The organism is Saccharothrix sp. NRRL B-16314, assembly GCF_000716595.1.
Classification (GTDB): domain Bacteria; phylum Actinomycetota; class Actinomycetes; order Mycobacteriales; family Pseudonocardiaceae; genus Actinosynnema.
Genome location: NZ_JNXC01000120.1, coordinates 1 through 446, shown reverse-complemented (window position 1 = coordinate 446; position 446 = coordinate 1). Strand labels below are relative to the sequence as shown.

General features: G+C 68.2%; 1 protein-coding gene. It reads right to left on the bottom strand.

Annotated features, from left to right (window positions below; all coding sequences use genetic code 11):
• The coding region (locus OQ02_RS39295) for a glycine betaine ABC transporter substrate-binding protein (RefSeq protein ID WP_331281577.1) at positions 1-375 on the bottom strand (375 nt) is incomplete at its 3' end.
• Positions 376-446: the final 71 nt, after the last annotated feature.

Below are 446 nucleotides of genomic sequence, written 5' to 3'. Positions count from 1 at the left end.
GTTCACCTTCGCGTTGAGGAATTCCGCGATGGTCGCCGCGTATTCCGGGACGACGTCGATCTCGCCCTTCTCCAGCGAGGGCTCGTAGAGCTCCCGATTCTTCACGGTGGTGATGGACACCGAGTATCCGGCGTTCCGCAGGGACTGGGCGTACAGCTCGGCGAGCACCTTGGCCTCGGTGAACGCCGCCGCGCCGACGACCAGCGAACCCTTCTCCCCGCCGCCGGAGTTCCCGGCGCCGCCGGAGCTTCCGGCGCCCTTCTCCTTGCCCTGCTCCAGGCTGTCACCGCCGCACGCGGCGAGCGCGACGGTCAGCGCCGCCGTCCCCAGCACCGCACCCGCGATACGCGAGACCCTGTTCACGAGATCACCCATCCCCAGTCACCGTTTGCTCAGTTGATCGAATCGTCGGTCAAGTCGTCGGTCGGGCCGCCGGTCACGTGGGC